This window comes from Paenibacillus vulneris, assembly GCF_039543185.1.
Lineage (GTDB): Bacteria > Bacillota > Bacilli > Paenibacillales > NBRC-103111 > Paenibacillus_S > Paenibacillus_S vulneris.
In genome coordinates, this window is sequence record NZ_BAABJG010000002.1 from 1 (window position 1) to 11,674 (window position 11,674).

Annotated in this window: 16 protein-coding genes, 17 tRNA genes and 2 rRNA genes; 32 read left to right on the plus strand and 3 right to left on the minus strand. The window is 46.7% G+C overall.

Annotation, left to right across the window (positions count from 1 at the left end):
* The 19 genes from ABEA66_RS00310 to ABEA66_RS00400 all read left to right on the plus strand — a co-directional run.
* Positions 1 to 117 (plus strand): 23S ribosomal RNA (locus ABEA66_RS00310); the annotation flags it as partial.
* A 199-nt stretch (positions 118 to 316) separates the two neighbouring features.
* Positions 317 to 433, plus strand: a 5S ribosomal RNA gene (gene rrf, locus ABEA66_RS00315).
* Positions 434 to 461: 28 nt separating this feature from the next.
* Positions 462 to 537: transfer RNA gene (locus ABEA66_RS00320), tRNA-Asn, on the plus strand.
* Between the two features lie 50 nt (positions 538 to 587).
* Positions 588 to 679, plus strand: a tRNA-Ser gene (locus ABEA66_RS00325).
* A 13-nt stretch (positions 680 to 692) separates the two neighbouring features.
* Positions 693 to 767 (plus strand) — tRNA-Glu (locus ABEA66_RS00330).
* Positions 768 to 788: 21 nt separating this feature from the next.
* A tRNA-Val gene (locus ABEA66_RS00335) sits at positions 789 to 864 on the plus strand.
* Positions 865 to 879: 15 nt separating this feature from the next.
* A tRNA-Met gene (locus ABEA66_RS00340) sits at positions 880 to 956 on the plus strand.
* Positions 957 to 1,031: 75 nt separating this feature from the next.
* A tRNA-Asp gene (locus tag ABEA66_RS00345) sits at positions 1,032 to 1,108 on the plus strand.
* A 68-nt stretch (positions 1,109 to 1,176) separates the two neighbouring features.
* Positions 1,177 to 1,252, plus strand: a tRNA-Thr gene (locus tag ABEA66_RS00350).
* Between the two features lie 18 nt (positions 1,253 to 1,270).
* Positions 1,271 to 1,346, plus strand: a tRNA-His gene (locus tag ABEA66_RS00355).
* Between the two features lie 12 nt (positions 1,347 to 1,358).
* Positions 1,359 to 1,430: transfer RNA gene (locus ABEA66_RS00360), tRNA-Gln, on the plus strand.
* A 67-nt stretch (positions 1,431 to 1,497) separates the two neighbouring features.
* Positions 1,498 to 1,573: transfer RNA gene (locus tag ABEA66_RS00365), tRNA-Lys, on the plus strand.
* Between the two features lie 14 nt (positions 1,574 to 1,587).
* Positions 1,588 to 1,667 (plus strand) — tRNA-Leu (locus ABEA66_RS00370).
* 8 nt (positions 1,668 to 1,675) lie between these two features.
* Positions 1,676 to 1,750 (plus strand) — tRNA-Gly (locus tag ABEA66_RS00375).
* A 70-nt stretch (positions 1,751 to 1,820) separates the two neighbouring features.
* Positions 1,821 to 1,895 (plus strand) — tRNA-Gly (locus ABEA66_RS00380).
* Between the two features lie 5 nt (positions 1,896 to 1,900).
* A tRNA-Leu gene (locus tag ABEA66_RS00385) sits at positions 1,901 to 1,983 on the plus strand.
* Between the two features lie 7 nt (positions 1,984 to 1,990).
* Positions 1,991 to 2,067 (plus strand) — tRNA-Pro (locus tag ABEA66_RS00390).
* A 21-nt stretch (positions 2,068 to 2,088) separates the two neighbouring features.
* Positions 2,089 to 2,162 (plus strand) — tRNA-Gly (locus ABEA66_RS00395).
* 7 nt (positions 2,163 to 2,169) lie between these two features.
* Positions 2,170 to 2,243: transfer RNA gene (locus ABEA66_RS00400), tRNA-Arg, on the plus strand.
* A gap of 127 nt (positions 2,244 to 2,370) precedes the next feature.
* On the opposite strand, the gene ABEA66_RS00405 is transcribed toward ABEA66_RS00400, so the two are convergent.
* From ABEA66_RS00405 to ABEA66_RS00415, 3 genes are all read right to left on the minus strand, one after another.
* The gene (locus tag ABEA66_RS00405) at positions 2,371 to 3,477 is read right to left on the minus strand and encodes a tyrosine-type recombinase/integrase (RefSeq protein ID WP_345584976.1); all 1,107 of its coding nucleotides are present in this window, start codon (positions 3,475 to 3,477) and stop codon (positions 2,371 to 2,373) included.
* 272 nt (positions 3,478 to 3,749) lie between these two features.
* The gene (locus tag ABEA66_RS00410) at positions 3,750 to 4,175 is read right to left on the minus strand and encodes an ImmA/IrrE family metallo-endopeptidase (protein ID WP_345584978.1); all 426 of its coding nucleotides are present in this window, start codon (positions 4,173 to 4,175) and stop codon (positions 3,750 to 3,752) included.
* Between the two features lie 22 nt (positions 4,176 to 4,197).
* Positions 4,198 to 4,641 carry a helix-turn-helix domain-containing protein gene (locus tag ABEA66_RS00415; protein ID WP_345584980.1) on the minus strand — a complete coding sequence of 148 codons (444 nt, stop codon included), beginning with the start codon at positions 4,639 to 4,641 and terminating at the stop codon, positions 4,198 to 4,200.
* Positions 4,642 to 4,811: 170 nt separating this feature from the next.
* Here ABEA66_RS00415 and ABEA66_RS00420 point away from each other — a divergent pair, with 170 nt between their 5' ends.
* The 13 genes from ABEA66_RS00420 (at position 4,812) to ABEA66_RS00480 (ending at position 11,638) form a co-directional block, all read left to right on the plus strand.
* Positions 4,812 to 5,105 carry a helix-turn-helix domain-containing protein gene (locus ABEA66_RS00420; protein ID WP_345584982.1) on the plus strand — a complete coding sequence of 98 codons (294 nt, stop codon included), beginning with the start codon at positions 4,812 to 4,814 and terminating at the stop codon, positions 5,103 to 5,105.
* A gap of 28 nt (positions 5,106 to 5,133) precedes the next feature.
* Positions 5,134 to 5,460 carry a DUF771 domain-containing protein gene (locus tag ABEA66_RS00425; RefSeq protein WP_345584984.1) on the plus strand — a complete coding sequence of 109 codons (327 nt, stop codon included), beginning with the start codon at positions 5,134 to 5,136 and terminating at the stop codon, positions 5,458 to 5,460.
* Positions 5,461 to 5,486: 26 nt separating this feature from the next.
* Positions 5,487 to 5,732 carry a DUF7667 family protein gene (locus tag ABEA66_RS00430; protein ID WP_345584986.1) on the plus strand — a complete coding sequence of 82 codons (246 nt, stop codon included), beginning with the start codon at positions 5,487 to 5,489 and terminating at the stop codon, positions 5,730 to 5,732.
* Positions 5,733 to 5,739: 7 nt separating this feature from the next.
* Positions 5,740 to 6,243 carry a helix-turn-helix domain-containing protein gene (locus ABEA66_RS00435; protein ID WP_345584988.1) on the plus strand — a complete coding sequence of 168 codons (504 nt, stop codon included), beginning with the start codon at positions 5,740 to 5,742 and terminating at the stop codon, positions 6,241 to 6,243.
* A 10-nt stretch (positions 6,244 to 6,253) separates the two neighbouring features.
* Entirely contained in the window at positions 6,254 to 6,394 is a 141-nt protein-coding gene (locus ABEA66_RS00440; protein ID WP_345584990.1) for a hypothetical protein, read from the plus strand.
* 41 nt (positions 6,395 to 6,435) lie between these two features.
* Entirely contained in the window at positions 6,436 to 6,588 is a 153-nt protein-coding gene (locus ABEA66_RS00445) for a hypothetical protein (RefSeq protein WP_345584992.1), read from the plus strand.
* Positions 6,589 to 6,605: 17 nt separating this feature from the next.
* Positions 6,606 to 6,887, plus strand: a complete 282-nt coding sequence (locus tag ABEA66_RS00450) for a hypothetical protein (protein WP_345584994.1) — start codon at positions 6,606 to 6,608, stop codon at positions 6,885 to 6,887.
* 20 nt (positions 6,888 to 6,907) lie between these two features.
* Positions 6,908 to 7,321 (plus strand): hypothetical protein, encoded by a 414-nt coding sequence (locus ABEA66_RS00455; RefSeq protein ID WP_345584996.1) that lies wholly within the window; start codon positions 6,908 to 6,910, stop codon positions 7,319 to 7,321.
* Complete coding sequence (locus ABEA66_RS00460; protein WP_345584998.1) at positions 7,318 to 7,500, plus strand: hypothetical protein; 183 nt, start codon at positions 7,318 to 7,320, stop codon at positions 7,498 to 7,500. The genes ABEA66_RS00455 and ABEA66_RS00460 overlap by 4 nt, the downstream gene beginning before the upstream one ends.
* Entirely contained in the window at positions 7,497 to 8,687 is a 1,191-nt protein-coding gene (locus ABEA66_RS00465; RefSeq protein WP_345585000.1) for a DUF2800 domain-containing protein, read from the plus strand. Before ABEA66_RS00460 ends, ABEA66_RS00465 begins: the two co-directional genes overlap by 4 nt.
* A gap of 5 nt (positions 8,688 to 8,692) precedes the next feature.
* The gene (locus ABEA66_RS00470) at positions 8,693 to 9,292 is read left to right on the plus strand and encodes a DUF2815 family protein (protein ID WP_345585002.1); all 600 of its coding nucleotides are present in this window, start codon (positions 8,693 to 8,695) and stop codon (positions 9,290 to 9,292) included.
* Positions 9,293 to 9,353: 61 nt separating this feature from the next.
* Entirely contained in the window at positions 9,354 to 9,683 is a 330-nt protein-coding gene (locus tag ABEA66_RS00475; protein WP_345585004.1) for a nucleoside triphosphate pyrophosphohydrolase family protein, read from the plus strand.
* On the plus strand, positions 9,680 to 11,638 hold the full coding sequence (locus ABEA66_RS00480) for a DNA polymerase (RefSeq protein WP_345585006.1): 1,959 nt from the start codon (positions 9,680 to 9,682) through the stop codon (positions 11,636 to 11,638). The genes ABEA66_RS00475 and ABEA66_RS00480 overlap by 4 nt, the downstream gene beginning before the upstream one ends.
* The last annotated feature ends 36 nt before the right edge of the window (positions 11,639 to 11,674 follow it).

Genomic DNA, 11,674 nt, shown 5'->3' on the forward strand with positions numbered 1-11,674 from the left:
AAGATGAGATTTCCCAGTATGTAAGACCCCTTGAAGACGACGAGGTAGATAGGTTCGGGGTGGAAGCACGGTAACGTGTGGAGCTGACGAATACTAATCGGTCGAGGGCTTAACCTATTATCTGCCATACGAAGTATGGTCAGAGAGCTGCGATGCGTAAGCGTCGCAGGCCCGTAAAAAAACGGGAAACTAATTCACGAACTTTACGCATGCATTTCGTATCTAGTTTTCAGGGTGCAAGCCACTTTGAAATAAAGTATGATGTTTCTTGGCAGAAACATGCTTACGAAGTAAGCTTTCTGACGAAAGCTCTTAGTTTGGTGATGATGGCGGAAGGGAACCACGCGTACCCATACCGAACACGAACGTTAAGCCTTCCAGCGTCGATGGTACTTGGACCGAAGGGTCCTGGGAGAGTAGAACGTCGCCAAGCGGGTTGCTACAACCCTAATGAACATCGTTCCCTGATAGCTCAGTTGGTAGAGCACTCGACTGTTAATCGAGTTGTCACAGGTTCGAGTCCTGTTCGGGGAGCCATTTCTCCAACAACAGCGGGAATGTATATTCCATTTCGATTCTTAGATAATGGAGAGGTGTCCGAGTTGGCCGAAGGAGCACGATTGGAAATCGTGTAGGCGTCACAAGCGTCTCGAGGGTTCGAATCCCTCTCTCTCCGCCATAATTTTTATCAAGGCCCGTTGGTCAAGGGGTTAAGACACCTCCCTTTCACGGAGGTAACAGGGGTTCGAATCCCCTACGGGTCACCATTTCAACCTAAAAAAACATATGGAGGCTTAGCTCAGCTGGGAGAGCATCTGCCTTACAAGCAGAGGGTCGGCGGTTCGATCCCGTCAGCCTCCACCATATGTAATCTAACGACGCGGGGTGGAGCAGCCCGGTAGCTCGTCGGGCTCATAACCCGAAGGCCGCAGGTTCAAATCCTGCCCCCGCAACCAAACAAATCCCCAAAAAGTGAAGTAGTTCTAAGTAGCTTATTCCTATTACTTTCCGGGGACCCCAATTCTTAGTGTGGAGCCGTGGTGTAGAGGCCTAACATGCCTGCCTGTCACGCAGGAGACCGCGGGTTCGAATCCCGTCGGCTCCGCCATTTATGTTATGGTAGCTAGATCAGAGGTAATCGAAGAGACTGTGACATCGGCATTAGTATATTATTTTGCCGTCGTAGCTCAATCGGTAGAGCAACTGAATCGTAATCAGTAGGTTGGGGGTTCAAGTCCTCTCGACGGCACCATTGTTCCAATTTAATATGGCGGTCGTGGCGAAGGGGTTAACGCACTGGATTGTGGCTCCAGCACTCGTGGGTTCAAGTCCCATCGATCGCCCCATTATTACAACGTTGGGGATTAGCCAAGCGGTAAGGCAACGGACTTTGACTCCGTCATGCCTAGGTTCGAATCCTAGATCCCCAGTTTTATATTCCCAAAAGTGACGTAAAGCTTCGTTGAGAAGTCCGATTACTTTCCGGGCATGTATCATGAGCCATTAGCTCAGTTGGTAGAGCACCTGACTTTTAATCAGGGTGTCGAAGGTTCGAGTCCTTCATGGCTCACCATGTTTTTCTCAAGCGCGCGTATGGCGGAATTGGCAGACGCACTAGACTTAGGATCTAGCGGGAGACCGTGGGGGTTCAAGTCCCTCTACGCGCATTGCTTTTGCGGAAGTGGTTCAGCGGTAGAGCATCGCCTTGCCAAGGCGAGGGTCGCGGGTTCGATTCCCGTCTTCCGCTCCAATCTCTCAAAAAAAACACTTGCTTTTTAGAAAACATTATCTTATAATTGTTCTTGTTCTTTCTGAAATGTGCGGAAGTGGCTCAGCGGTAGAGCATCGCCTTGCCAAGGCGAGGGTCGCGGGTTCGATTCCCGTCTTCCGCTCCAGAAATGCCGGTATGGCGGAATTGGCAGACGCGCGCGACTCAAAATCGTGAGGGAAACCGTGGGGGTTCAAGTCCCTCTACCGGCACCATAATTAACGGGATGTAGCTCAGCTTGGTAGAGCACCTGGTTTGGGACCAGGGGGTCGCATGTTCGAATCGTGTCATCCCGACCATAATGTTTTCTATAGTGTTGAGCGGGTGTAGTTCAATGGTAGAACTCCAGCCTTCCAAGCTGGTAGCGTGGGTTCGATTCCCATCACCCGCTCCATATTTATGTTCCAGTAGCTCAGCTGGATAGAGCAACGGCCTTCTAAGCCGTTGGTCGGGGGTTCGAATCCCTCCTGGGACGTATCTAGTATAATAAAGAACGCTTTGGAAACCGTTGAAACCCTTGTTCCATAAGGGATTTCAGCGGTTTTTGCTATACGTAGAATGTCTTTGAATAGCATAGAAAAATAAATTATTTTACACATATTTTACACCGCCGTTAGTTCCCCGAATACTGCTACTGTCGCTTTTTCATCTTGCTCCCTTAACTCTTTGATGATGTGCGCATAGTGCTTCATTGTAGTATCAATATCGCCGTGACCAAGACGTTCCGACACATAGTAGATGGACACTTTTTTATAAAGCAGTATGCTAGCATGGGTATGACGTAAACCATGAATAGAAATTGATTCAATGTTAAGCCTATTTAACAAAGCCGCTAATGTCTTGTTTGCGCCACCGTTGCTGAGGACTTTGTATTTTGATTCAGGGCTGTAAAAGACAAGCCGGTGAATGTTGTCCGGGGCTGAATCAAACCAAGTCTTAAATTTCTCCATGGTCTTGTTGTCCATTTTTATTTTTCGGACAGATTGCTCATTTTTTGTTGGCCCATGCCCTTCATGCATCTTACTGGTATATCCCCACGATTTATTTACCGTAATTTCGTTCTTTTCAAAATTAAAGTCATCTCGTGTAAGCCCGACCATTTCTGCGTATCGCATCCCTGAAGTCAAACCTAAGAGTATAAGGTAATGTGACCTTTCAGTAGGTTGATCCAAGGCCCGGAGCAGCCGCTTACTGTCAAAATAATTCAGGTGTTTTTCTTCTGGCCGTTTAGCTGCCTTGCTACCTGATAGGACAGCACCGCGGGTAAAATCCACTTGTATAATCCCTTCGTCAATTGCATCACGAATACAAGCACGAATGTGGGTATTAAGCTTTCGTGTAGTATCTTTCGCATGGTTCTCGGCGTATTTGTTCAAAAACTCTTGGTAAGCCCGTTTTGTAATATTCTGAATAGGGATACCGGCAAAGTGTTCATCAATGGTTTGTTGTGTAGTTAAGTACCTTGCGAGAGTGTTTTTGCCGATCCCTTTTTTATAGACCTTAACCCAGTTAGCAAAATATTTATCAAAGGGTTCGGGCTTAAGATGAGGAACAATCCCTTTATTAAGACTACTCTCTATTTCTGTTGCTGCTGCCTTTGCCTCTGCCTTGGTCGCAAATCCCCCTTTTCTGATTGGATCCGGTTTTCCATTAACCATACGACTTATCGTATACTGCCATGTCTTTCCCCGTTTCTGAAAAGATGCCACTTTCAGTTCTCCTTACATATTTTATTTTCGAAGGCTGCTATCATAGCTTCCACTCTTGTTTGAAAAAAGCCTTTGCTGACACGGACACGCTTTCCATCGATCGCTCGATTAACTAAAAAAAACCAACGTTTACTTCACTTCGAAAATGATTCCATACATCACCTCCAAACAAACATATATTCTGTTTTTGTTTATAATAAACAGCCTTCCGGCTGGAAAGCGTAAAGATAAATTATTTCATTTATTAGGGAGAAAAGGAGAAATCAGTCCTATCAAGAAGGTAGGGATTTTAAATGAGCTATTTCTTCAGGAACCCCACTGGCTGCAGCTGCCTGATATATCGTCATGCCATTAAGTAGTAATTCATCCGGAATTAGTAGCTCAACTGCAAACCGATTGGCTTCACGTTCGATACGATCTATAGATTGCAGCGTATTCCTCTTCAAAAAAGGAACGTTTACTTTTGGATGCAGGATAACATGTCCAATTTCGTGTGCACAAGTAAATCGTTGTTCGGCTTGGTCACTGTTGCAATTAATGTGAATAAACCTGGTACGTTTATATGAGCTAAAGAAACCCATTATATTTCCTAAAGGTTCGAATAATACATAAATTCCTTTGCGCTTGGCAATTAAAAAAGGATCATTGGTCCCATAAAGTGTGCAAAGTTGCAAAGTGACTTCTCTGACTGATTGCATCAGCTGCCGCACCCTCTTCTCTCTATTTGCGGTACTTTTTAGGTGTAAACTTTTGTTTTGCTATTTGCGCTGCCAAACGCATGGAGTTCTCCAAGGAGATTCGAAGTAACTCGCGATCTTCATCATCCATTGGCTCACCGTGAAACGCCAGGGCCTCCCTACTTTCCAAATCAGCCATAATTCTTTCTAGGTCTGCAGCGATATCTTTTTCTTCCCTAGCCGAGAAACCTTCTATGTTTATGGGATTTAATCCTAGAAGGTCATCCAAAGAATCAAGATTAAAATAAATTGCAATATTTCTAACAGCTTCCATGCGAGGCTCTTCACGGTCATTTTCCCACTTCGAGATCATGCCTTTATTATAAGATGTACCAAATTTTTTGTTCAGATTATCCGCTAATTCTTCTTGTGACAAACCACGATGAGTCCGCAATTTTCTTAATTTTTCTCCGAATGAATATTCCATAACGATTCTCCCTAATAATAGCAATTTAGATGTATCTAATTTTACATCATCGGTTTCGAAACCGCAATATATTTTTTAGAAAAATCGCATAAATGTTATTGACTTCGAAACCATGAAGATATATACTCTGCTCATGGGTTTCGAAAACGAAACTGAAAGGAGGCGGGGCAATGAAGAATATTAAACGCCGTCATAAACCTTATACGAAGCTTAAAGCTTTTCTTGATGAGAATGGCATTAACCAAAAGGAATTGGCTTCACTTCTTAACAAATCTACTTCTGCAATTAACCAAAATCTAAATGGTACCGGAGGTGATTTCTCAGTTTCAGAGGTGAGGACTATTTGTATAAAATACGGTATAAGTTCAGACGAATTTTTTTTATACCCTGAGGTTTCGAAAACGAAACAGGATAAAGATATTGTATCCTCTGCTAGGGACGAGACTTGTGCGTCTAGTGCATAACTATTTGAACGGAGGAGGTGAGTTTACCGTGCAACAACTGACCGTACAACTCTCTATTCCGATCCCGGCTGACAGCGTGTTGATCAGTCGGGTTGAGTTGGAAGAATTAAAAAGACAGGAATTGTTGGGCGTTTACTGGTCGATGCAAGACCTTGAGGAACGTGTAAATAAGGGTCAAGTATGGATAAAAGAAAACATCCTCTTCCAGCCACGATTCAAAAAGAATCTGGATGTTGAGCAAGGTGGATTCGTATTTTACCCCAAGGCCAAAGGGCAAAATTGGTCATTCCATGCCATTAAGATGGCTGAATTTCTTGACAAGCATTTTGGTGACATATTCAAAACAAAAGCATGAGTCATAGCGGACAGGAGGATGATCCTATGAAAATCCATCCCATCTATCGACGCTTACATGACATATACATCATGGCCAATAAGCTTGGAGGTTATAACAAACTTCCTGAAATTGAGCAACAGGACTTGCATCACTGTTTGATGGCAAATGCAAGGCTGATTGAACGATTGGATGATCTGCACGAATTATCACTGCAAGCCTCTTATGTAAACGATGTGGAGTGGCAACACGAGATCTGTGCCCGCATTGATGCGCTACTTGAAGGGAGGTGAGATAGCCGTGGCATTGGTTGAAAATATCAAGGCTCTTTGTTCGCAAAATGGATTGTCCGTTCTGAAATTAGAAAAGGAATTAAGGTTCGGAAGAGGCTCCATCTATAACTGGGATAAAAACTCACCTTCTGTCGACAAAGTACAGAAGGTCGCCAAGTACTTTAAGGTATCGTTAAATCACGTTCTTAAAGGTGTCGATCCAACAAAAAATACCAGCCCAGAAGATGATGTGAATCACAAGGTGGAACATCAGATTTCACGCAACACACTTGGGGCATTGGATCCGCTTGACTCGCGTTTATTAAAAAAGGAAATTCTCCGAATCGTCCGTGTTCGAAAATCCATATTGCAGTCCTTATGTGAATCCGACGTTCAGGCGTACAAGCATGCTTTTGAGGCGTCAAAACGTGAAGGAGACGATCCTTTCTTGAGTAGTGTAGAGCGGTTGATATGGCAATGGGTTGCAATCAGGTTAGCATCAGATCTTAAGTGCAAGAACGAAGGGAGGTGAGGAACCAACAATGAGATACGATTTGATCAAAGAAGCAGCGTACTGGATGCAGGTCGAGGAAGTAGCTCATGAACCAGCGGTCCAGCGTTATGCCCGCCGTCGTTACGAACGAATCATGCGGTTGTTAAGGCCACGGCTTGTTTCCATCTGAATCATCCAATGAAAAGCTTGATGAAGGAGGTGAGACAGAGCATGAGCAGCGATCAGAAAAAGGCATATAATCGGTACCTGGTATTATACAACACTTATTTATCGGATGACGTCACGCCGGATCAACGCGAGCAATTAAAAGCTGAAATGATTGAAATTGAACGTTCGTTAGGGATTCAAGGGGATTGGATCTAAGAAGGGAGGCAAGGGACTTGAATCAAGGTTATAACTTCAAAGCTACAAGAGATCGAATCGAATTTCTAACAGCCCAATACCGGCAGCTTGCCAGGACGCAAGAGAAGGATGGTTCCTGGGACTGGTACATTGCTTCAGAAATTGAATGTTTGGAAATGGAAATTGCGGAGGCACATCGGTCCACAAACGCAAAGATGACCACTGTTGCGAGCAGCGGCCATCCAATATTGCAAAACATTTTAGTTACGCCAATGGTACCACAATGGCAGCGTAAAGAGCAAGACGGCATTTTACTTTAATCATCTGGGAGGACTCATATATGGCAGTACTTATTCAAATTAACGGCGAGAACGCAGGGGAAGCGATTAAGGAGCTCTCGGCTCTGGCGGCTGGTATTAACGGGTTCTCAGCTGCTCCTGTACAAGAGGAGATTAAACCACCCCGCAAACGCACTGTTGCTGAGAAACCGGCTGCTGCGGCAGCAGATGAACAAAAGGGCGGCCAGGACCCGATGGGCACATCTGAGGCTCAATCCGGTCAGGATGACAACAACGATGAAAGGCCGATTCCTACTATCGTTGAGCTGAGGGCAAAAGCGCAGGAAGTAGGTTCAACCCCTGAAGCCAAGAAGGCAATCAAGACATTACTGGACGAATTCGACAGTAAATCGATTTCTGATTTGCCAGAAGATAAGCGGCGGGCGTTTATGTCCAGATTGGCAGGTTTGGTATGACGGAAACAAAGACTGCTATCAAAGCGGAGTGGAGCCAAGAAGTCCTATTTGTAAAGCGGGATAGCAACGGGGCTATCATTCAGATTCAAGAGAACGAGCCCGAGGGCTTTGAATCTGATGTTAAATGGGTGCAGATCGAAACGGAACGTACTCCAGAAAAAAGGAGGTACTGGGATTGACGCAAGCACATGCTGAAAGAGCCCATGCCTTACTAGGAGCGTCCGGGGCGTCTCGGTGGATTAATTGCCCACCGAGTGCCCGGCTGCAGGAAAACATCCCAGATAAACGGAGCGAGTACGCCGATGAGGGTACACTGGCCCACGAGCTATCAGAGATCAAGCTTCGTCGTCGGCTGTTCCCTTGTGATTCCAAAGAACGAAAGCGGCTTGATGCTGCCTTGGAGAAAATCAAAGGCAATAAGTTCTACGGACCTGAAATGGAGCAGGCGACTGACTTTTACGTCGAAATCGTGGAAGAACGATTTATGGCTGCCAAAGCAAGATCGTCTGATGCGGTTGCCCTCTTAGAGGAACGTCTGGATTTCTCAGAGTGGGTACCGGACGGTTATGGAACGGGTGATGTTGTTCTGATCGCTGATGGTTTTATGGAGATCATTGACTTGAAATACGGTAAAGGCGTTCCAGTCAGTGCGATAGGCAATGCACAAATGCGACTCTATGGCTTAGGAGCATGGTCAGCTTACAGCTACTTATACGACATCCAAGAAATCCATATGACCATCGTTCAGCCCCGGCTTGATAGCGTCAGCATGGATACGCTGCCGGTCGATGAACTGCTGGAATGGGCCGAGACAGTCGTTAAGCCTGCAGCTGCATTGGCTGATGCCGGCGAAGGTGAGTTTAAGTCAGGCGATCATTGCCGTTGGTGCAAGGTAAAAGGGAACTGCCGGGCCCGCGCGGACGCCAATATGGCGGCGCTGGCACACGAGTTCCAAGACCCGGCACTGCTGACCTTGGATGAGATTGGTTCCATTCTACATATCGCGCAGCAGCTTAAAACATGGGCTGCCGATGTTGAGGATTATGCCTTCGAACAGGCCAAGGCGGGCAAACGCATCCCGCATTGGAAGCTGGTCGAAGGCCGGAGCAACCGCAAGATTACGGATGAAGAAGAAGCAGGGAAACGTCTCGGTAGCGCAGGCATAATGCAGTTCTTAAAGACGAAGCTGCTGCCTCTTGGAGATTTGGAGAAGCTGGTTGGCAAGAAGGAACTGGCGTCGCTAATCGGTGATTTGATCATCAAGCCACAGGGTAAACCGGTTCTCGTACCAGAGACGGATAAGCGACCAGAGCTGAACAGCGTTGAGAATGAATTTGCAAACGAAAATTTTGATATGGAGGACTGATATTCATGGCAATCGATAATCAATCTACTAAACTGGTGACTGGTAAAGCTCGTCTTAGCTACGCGAAAGTGTGGGAAGCGGAGGAAGATGATTTCGGCAATCTTTGGTATAGCACAGCAATTTTGATTCCTAAAGACGATAAGGCAACACTGACTAAGTACAAGGCAATCATCGAGGTTCTCAAAGAGCAAGCCAAGGCCAAATACGGCGGAAAGCTTCCAAAAGACTTTCATACGCCGTTGCGTGATGGGGACGAGGAGGTAGAAGAAAAGGGTGAAGCCTATGCAGGTCACTATTTCTTCAATGCCAAGAGCAAAAACAGACCTGGTATTGCAAAACCGATCGGCAAGGTCGACGGAAAGACCAAGTTCGCTGAAATCACAGACACAACAGAAGTTTACTCTGGGTGTTATGCTAAGGTTTCTGTCAATTTCTATCTTTTCGACACAAAAGGCAATAAAGGCATCGCAGCCGGCTTAAACAATATCGTTAAGGTCCAAGATGGTGATTTCCTTGGTGGTCGTTCCAGTGTTAGCGATGATTTTGCTGATGAGGATTTTGACACGGATCTGGACGGCGACGATGAGGAAGATTTCTTGAATTAATCATATAGAAAGGGATTCGGCAACGGGTCCCTTTTCCTATCCAAATCAGGAGGGTTTAAACATGCCAAGTATTACTGAAATGGTAAAGTTTGCACATCAGAATGCTATAGACAAAGGGTGGTACGAGGAGCCTCGTACATTCGGCGAAATGATCGCTCTTATGCATTCAGAGCTTTCGGAGGCGCTGGAAGACCATCGGAACGGGTACGGTTATCGTGAGATTTATTATGAAGGTGAAAAGCCGTGCGGCATCCCCGTGGAGCTGGCGGACACGGTAATCCGGATATTTGATACATGCGGGCATCTGGGAATTGATTTAGAGTCAGCCATTCGAATTAAGATGGCCTATAATGCAACACGGCCAAAAAGGCACGGCGGGAAGATGTTATGACTGTTCTCCAGATTGACCTCGAAACCTATAGTAGTGTTGATTTACTGAAATCAGGAGTATACCGCTACGTTGAGGCACCAGATTTTGAAATTCTGCTCTTTGCTTATGCTTACGACGATGAGCCGGTTACAGTGATTGATCTCACGGCTTTTGAAGATTTGCCGGACTTTATCGTACATGACTTGACTGACCCGAAAGTAATCAAGACCGCTTTTAACGCTGCATTTGAACGGACTTGTATTACAAAGCATTTCGGCATCAACTGCGACCCTTCGCAGTGGCGTTGTACAGCGGTTCATGCGCTAGCTTTAGGCTTACCAGGTTATTTGGAAGGTGTTGCGGAAGTGCTGAAGCTTGAAGCGCAGAAGGACACCAAAGGTAAAGCCCTTATCAAATATTTCAGCGTTCCGTGCAAACCAACGAAGGCGAATGGTGGGCGGACCAGGAACTACCCGCACCATGCCCCGGAGAAGTGGGAAGAATACAAGGCTTATAACCTTCAGGACGTTGTTGTCGAACGAGAGATCCGCCGGAAGCTTGAGCGGTTCCCGGTGCCAGATCATGAATGGCAACTGTGGGCGATTGATCAGCAAATAAATGACCGGGGTGTCCGGCTGGATTCGGTGCTGTATCAAGCTGCGATTGCCTGTGATGAACAATATGAGGCTCGACTTGTCGCAGAGGCCAGGGAGATTACTGGGCTCGATAACCCAAACAGCCTGACACAGCTTAAAGAGTGGCTCGCAGAACGAGGGCTGGAGACGCCTGACGGGCTGTCCAAGGAGTTTATGCCGGCGCTTCTGGATGCAGCTCCGGATGATGAGACCCGCCGAGTGTTGGAGCTGCGGCAGGAGATGGGAAAGACCAGCGTCGACAAGTACAATGCGATGGCCAGAACGATTTGCGAAGATGAACGGGCACATGGGCTGCTGCAGTTCTGCGGCGCTAACCGAACATGGCGATGGGCTGGGAGGCTAATCCAAGTGCAGAACCTCCCGCAGAATAAGATCGAGGACTTGGCTTTAGCCCGGGATATCCTTCGTAAAGGTGATTTCGAAATGCTTGAAATGCTGTTCGGACCTCCACCGTTTGTCCTCTCCCAGCTGATCCGCACCGCATTCATTCCGTCGGAGGGCTGCCGGTTCATCGTATCTGACTTCTCTGCGATTGAGGCGCGCGTTATTGCTTGGTTGGCAGATGAACACTGGGTTCTAGATGTATTCAGGGGGCATGGAAAAATATACGAAGCGACGGCAGCTAACATGTTCGGTGTTCTTTTCGAGACGATCGTTAAAGGGCATGAGAATTATGAGCTGCGGGCTCGGGGGAAAGTAGCTGTATTAGCCTGCGGATACCAAGGTGGGCCTAATGCGATGGCGGCAATGGACACCAAAAAAGAGATCGATCCGGATGATTACCCTCGCTTGGTGAAGCAATGGCGGCAAGCTAACCCTAACATCGTTAAGCTCTGGTATGCCGCAGAGGAAGCTGCATTGACTGCAGTAAGAGAGAAGACAACGGTTAAGCTAAAGCACGGTGTACAGTACCGATACGAAGCAGGCATGCTGTTTGCTGACCTGCCAAGTGGCCGAAGCCTGGCATATGTGAATCCTCGGATTAAGCCGGACCCGAATTTTGATAAGGATGGACTTGTATTTGATGGGATGGATCAGGTCAAAAAGAAATGGATGTCGCACCGGACATACGGCGGACGGCTCGTGGAGAACCTGGTGCAGGCTATTGCTCGGGATTGCTTAGCGGAAAGCCTGATACGGCTTGATGCGGAAGGCTACAAGATCGTAATGCACGTTCATGACGAGACAGTGCTGGATGTACCGATCGGGGCCGGCTCTGTAGAGGATGTAACAGAGATCATGAGCCGGCCGATCAGTTGGGCGCCAGGACTGCCGTTATCGGCAGCAGGCTTTGAGTGTGAATTCTATCAGAAGGACTGATTCATTTATGAAGGTGAAGCCAGTTTTAGAAATAGA

Bases quoted from the DNA above. Each gene is read 5' to 3' on its own strand.
- ABEA66_RS00410 (WP_345584978.1), bottom strand. From the start codon at position 4,175: ATGCAATCAGTCAGAGAAGTCACTTTGCAACTTTGCACACTTTATGGG.
- ABEA66_RS00415 (WP_345584980.1), bottom strand. From the start codon at position 4,641: ATGGAATATTCATTCGGAGAAAAATTAAGAAAATTGCGGACTCATCGT.
- ABEA66_RS00420 (WP_345584982.1), top strand. From the start codon at position 4,812: ATGAAGAATATTAAACGCCGTCATAAACCTTATACGAAGCTTAAAGCT.
- ABEA66_RS00430 (WP_345584986.1), top strand. From the start codon at position 5,487: ATGAAAATCCATCCCATCTATCGACGCTTACATGACATATACATCATG.
- ABEA66_RS00440 (WP_345584990.1), top strand. From the start codon at position 6,254: ATGAGATACGATTTGATCAAAGAAGCAGCGTACTGGATGCAGGTCGAG.
- ABEA66_RS00445 (WP_345584992.1), top strand. From the start codon at position 6,436: ATGAGCAGCGATCAGAAAAAGGCATATAATCGGTACCTGGTATTATAC.
- ABEA66_RS00455 (WP_345584996.1), top strand. From the start codon at position 6,908: ATGGCAGTACTTATTCAAATTAACGGCGAGAACGCAGGGGAAGCGATT.
- ABEA66_RS00460 (WP_345584998.1), top strand. From the start codon at position 7,318: ATGACGGAAACAAAGACTGCTATCAAAGCGGAGTGGAGCCAAGAAGTC.
- ABEA66_RS00470 (WP_345585002.1), top strand. From the start codon at position 8,693: ATGGCAATCGATAATCAATCTACTAAACTGGTGACTGGTAAAGCTCGT.
- ABEA66_RS00475 (WP_345585004.1), top strand. From the start codon at position 9,354: ATGCCAAGTATTACTGAAATGGTAAAGTTTGCACATCAGAATGCTATA.
- ABEA66_RS00480 (WP_345585006.1), top strand. From the start codon at position 9,680: ATGACTGTTCTCCAGATTGACCTCGAAACCTATAGTAGTGTTGATTTA.